A 4,340-nucleotide genomic window follows, 5' to 3' on the forward strand; every position below is an offset into this window, starting at 1 on the left:
GGGCAAAGCCTGCTGCTGGCGGGCGCCATCATTTCCATTGCCTTGAATCCGCTGGTGTTTGCCGCCACCGGCCCGCTGGAGCGCTGGCTGGGACGCGACCGCGGCCTGGCCTCGAAATTCGACCGCGGCACCGACCCGCTGGCCGAGCTGCCGATGTCGACCGAGCATTCAAAGCTGTCCGGCCAGGTGGTGCTGGTGGGCTACGGCCGTGTGGGTCGCCGCATCGCGGCATCGCTGGCCGCGCAGGGCATCGACTATGTGGTGGCGGAGCAGAACCGCGAGATCGTCGACAAGCTGCGCCAGGAAGGCGTGGCCGCCGTGGCAGGCAATGCGGGCGAAGCGGCGGTGCTGATCCAGGCCCACATCGCCCGCGCGCGCATGCTCGTGATCGCGACGCCGGATACCTTCCACGTGCGCAGCATGGTCGAAGTGGCGCGGGCGCTCAATCCGGACATCCGCATCGTCGTGCGCACGCACAGCGATGAGGAGGCGGAACTGCTGCGCCGCGAGCATGCGGGCAAGGTGTTTATCGGCGAGGAAGAGCTGGCCAATGGCATGGCCGAGGATATTCTTGCGGAGTACCGCACGCGGAGAGCGGCGGGTCAATGACCCGCCCTACGCCCCGCATCGATCCGTCGATTCTTCCGCCGCGTAGGGCGGATCATTGATCCGCCGTCTTACAGCCGCGCGGCCAGCTCCGCGCCTTCGCGGATTGCGCGTTTGGCATCCAGCTCGGCCGCCAATGCGGCGCCGCCGATCTTGTGGAAGCGCGTAGCGCCAGCCGCTGCGCCTTCTTCAGGCATCAACTCCGTCAAGCTCTCCTGCCCTGCGCAGATGACAACGTTATCCACCGCCAGCAAGCGCTCCTCTTCGCCGACGGTGATATGCAAGCCGTGATCGTCAATGCGCTTGTACTGCACGCCCGGAATCATCACCACCCCATTCCGCGCCAGCACAGCGCGATGCACCCAGCCTGACGTCTTGCCCAGGCCCGCGCCCAGCTTGGAGGTCTTGCGCTGCAGCAGATAAAGCTGCCGCACCGGTTCGCCCGCCTGCGGCGGCACCAGTCCACCGCCCGTATTGGCGTGCAGATCGACGCCCCACTCCTTGGTCCAATGCTCAACGGCCAGCGGCAGCGCATGCGCCGGATCATGCAGCAGGAACTCGCCCATGTCGAAACCGATACCGCCCGCCCCAATGATCGCAACCCGCTTGCCTACAGGCTTCCTGTCGCGCAGCACATCGAGATAGGACAGCACCTTCGGATGTTCGATGCCATCAATCTTCGGCTTGCGCACGCGAATACCGGTAGCCACCACCACATCGTCATACCCCGCCGCCAGCAGCTCATCGCGCGTGACGCGGTGATTCAATTTCACCTTCACGCCCGTCAATTCAAGCTTGCGGCCAAAGTAGCGGATGGTTTCGGCAAACTCCTCCTTGCCCGGAATCTGCATCGCGATATTGAACTGGCCGCCGATGCGGTCGCTGCCTTCGTACAGCGTGACGTCGTGTCCGCACTCCGCCGCCACCGCAGCAGCGGACAGGCCCGCCGGCCCGGCGCCGACCACCGCCACCTTGCGCGGCTGCGCAGCGCGGCGGTACACCAGCTCCGTCTCGTGGCAAGCGCGCGGATTCACCAGGCAGGTCGCGCGCTGGTTCTTGAAGGTGTGATCCAGACAGGCCTGGTTGCAGCCGATGCAGGTATTGATTTCGTCCACGCGGCCCTCGGCCGACTTGCGCACAAACTCCGCATCGGCCAGAAACGGCCGCGCCATCGACACCATATCCGCATCGCCGCGGCGCAGGATATCCTCCGCCTCCGCCGGCATATTGATGCGGTTCGACGCCACCACCGGAATCGTCACTTCGCGGCGCAGGCGGCCCGCCACTTCAGCAAAAGCTGCACGCGGCACCGACGTCACGATGGTCGGCACACGCGCCTCGTGCCAGCCGATGCCCGTGTTCAGGATCGTGGCGCCTGCCTGCTGCAGGGCCTTGGCGACGGTGACCACCTCATCCCAGGTATTCCCGCCATCCACCAGATCCAACAGTGAATGCCGGTACATGACAATAAAGTTCAATCCCACCGCTTCGCGCACGCGGCGCACGRTTTCCACGGAAAGGCGCATGCGGTTTTCGATACTTCCGCCCCAGCGGTCGGTACGCAGATTGGTGCGCGCGCACAGAAACTGGTTCAGCAGATAACCTTCGCTGCCCATGATCTCGATACCATTATAGCCAGCCTTCTGCGCCAGTTTGGCCGCGCGCGCATAGGCGAGGATGGTCGACTCGATGCCCGCTTCGCTCAGAGCCTTGGGTTTGAAGGGCGAAATCGGCGACTTCACTTCCGAGGCCGACACGCAGAACGGCTGATAGCCATAGCGGCCCGCGTGCAGGATCTGCATCAGGATCTTGCCGCCCTCTTCGTGCACCGCCTTGGTGAGCTTGCGGTGATTGAACACGTCGCCCGCGAAGTTCATGGTCCCGCCAAAGGGCAGAAGCCAGCCCTGGCGATTGGGCGAGATACCGCCAGTGACGATCAGGCCGACACCGCCGCGGGCGCGCTCTTTGTAGAAAGCGGCCAACTTATCGTAGTTGTAGAAGCGATCCTCTAAACCGGTGTGCATGGAGCCCATGATCACGCGGTTGCGCAGAGTGGTGAAGCCTAAATCGAGAGGGGCCAGCAGGTGCGGGAAGCTTGTCGTGGTATTCATATTCTTGTCATTATCGTTCTGTACGCTGGCTAACACTGGGGGCGTATCGCGCTTGTATTCTGCCACCAGTTCTTTTACGCTGGAAGCATGAAGCGACTGTTACTGTTTTTGATGATTGGTTTTATCGCGCCTGCTCCAGGAATGGCGCAAGCCTCGCGCATCGACGTCCCCAAGCTGGAGGTTTCAGTCAATCGCGTGAGCGTGGACGCGCTTCATATGTACGAAGTCAACGCCAGCGGCACCGTGCAGGCGCCGCTGCCGACCGTGTGGAAGGTGCTGACTTCCTACGACCGCATGGAAGAATTCGTGCCGGATATGGCGTCCTGCCACGTGCTCTCGCGGAATGGCAATGAAGTCATCATCGAGCAGTTCGGAACGGCGCGCTTTCTGTTCATGTCCCGCTCCATCCACCTGATCGTGCGCGCCACCGAGCAGCCGATGCAGTCCATCGATATCGCCCTGATCTCGGGCGATATGAAACACTACGAAGCACGCTGGGAACTGGTGCCGGTGCCTGAAACGGGCGGCACGCGGGTGCTGTACACGGGAAGGCTGGTGCCAAACTTCTACGTGCCGGGGATCCTCGGCACCAATATCATCCGCGGCGATATCGAGCGCATGATGGGCGCCGTGCTGGCCCACGTGGACAAGCAGAACACCCTTCTCAAGCAATCGGCGGGACTGCGCGTCCCCACCCTGCAAACTCCTTAAACCATCTGCTGGTCGCGGTCGCGCACTTCGGCAAAGGCTTCCAGGCTGCCGATGCGGATCATGACAGGATTCATGCTGGACTGGTGCTGCATGGCGCGCCAGGCGAACTGCCATTCCTTTTCCATTGCTTCGTCGCGGCTCTTGGTGAAGGCCGAACCCAGCGCGGCGCGCGTGCCGTATTCAATGGCGCCGTCGATGCCGGCCCAGTTAGGCAGGGTGCGCTGCACGGCGCGGTGCACGCGCTCACCGAATTCCTCGGTGTTGTGGATCACCAGGCAGGAGTCCGCACCGAACAGGTCGAACAAATCGCTCTTCCAGACTTTGGAGAAGCTCAGGGTCAGGAAGCTGCCGACGGGACGCAGCACGAACTGGCCTTCTTTCAGGGCTTGTTCCAGTTCGGCGCGGGGACCGTAGCGGTGCAGGGTTGGGGGGCGTTGATAGTCGTGCATCTTAGTCCGGGTGTCGTTGTACGTGGCGAACATGGCGGTGAGAGCGCATGAAGCCCGAAGCGATGAAGATCTCGCGCAGCAGGAAGCCGAAACTGCCGATCAGGCAGAAAACTGCACCGACGAACATGCCCGCAATGTATTTGTCCAGGGTGGCGCTGGTGGTATCGCCAATGAACAGCAGGGCAACGATCAGGCAGACAAACAGGCCGCAAGCGGTCGAGAGCGAAATCGCAATATTGATCAGATGAGAACGGCGATACAGGATGTCCAGCTCGTTCAGGTAATTATCGTTATACGCCACATCGAGGCGCTCTTCCAACACTCGTGAACGGTCAATGATGCGTGCCAGCCGGTTGAGCAGCACCAGCAGCTTGGTACATACGGCAGACAGCAGGAAGACAGGGGCAATCGCAAGCTGAATGATATGGCCAATGTCGCCAAGCTGGATGTTCATGAAGTGCAT

Annotated in this window: 5 protein-coding genes; 2 read left to right on the forward strand and 3 right to left on the reverse strand. The window is 62.2% G+C overall.

Annotated features, from left to right (window positions below):
• Positions 1-609, forward strand: a 609-nt coding sequence (locus AB4Z11_RS24525) for an NAD-binding protein (protein WP_442028331.1), incomplete at its 5' end; no start/stop codon positions are given.
• A gap of 68 nt (positions 610-677) precedes the next feature.
• On the opposite strand, the gene AB4Z11_RS24530 is transcribed toward AB4Z11_RS24525, so the two are convergent.
• Positions 678-2,717 carry an oxidoreductase gene (locus AB4Z11_RS24530; protein ID WP_442028332.1) on the reverse strand — a complete coding sequence of 680 codons (2,040 nt, stop codon included), beginning with the start codon at positions 2,715-2,717 and terminating at the stop codon, positions 678-680.
• Between the two features lie 87 nt (positions 2,718-2,804).
• Between AB4Z11_RS24530 and AB4Z11_RS24535 the strand changes: the two genes are divergently transcribed.
• Positions 2,805-3,428, forward strand: a complete 624-nt coding sequence (locus tag AB4Z11_RS24535) for an SRPBCC family protein (RefSeq protein ID WP_442028334.1) — start codon at positions 2,805-2,807, stop codon at positions 3,426-3,428.
• Here the strand turns inward: AB4Z11_RS24535 and AB4Z11_RS24540 are convergent.
• The gene (locus AB4Z11_RS24540) at positions 3,425-3,877 is read right to left on the reverse strand and encodes a hypothetical protein (protein WP_442028336.1); all 453 of its coding nucleotides are present in this window, start codon (positions 3,875-3,877) and stop codon (positions 3,425-3,427) included. The genes AB4Z11_RS24535 and AB4Z11_RS24540 overlap by 4 nt on opposite strands.
• Before the next feature lies 1 nt (position 3,878).
• A complete protein-coding gene (locus tag AB4Z11_RS24545) occupies positions 3,879-4,331 on the reverse strand; it encodes a DUF2721 domain-containing protein (protein ID WP_442028337.1) in 453 nt (150 codons plus the stop codon).
• Between the last annotated feature and the right edge of the window lie 9 nt (positions 4,332-4,340).

The sequence above is a fragment of the Pseudoduganella sp. RAF53_2 genome (assembly GCF_052113985.1).
Classification (GTDB): domain Bacteria; phylum Pseudomonadota; class Gammaproteobacteria; order Burkholderiales; family Burkholderiaceae_D; genus Rugamonas.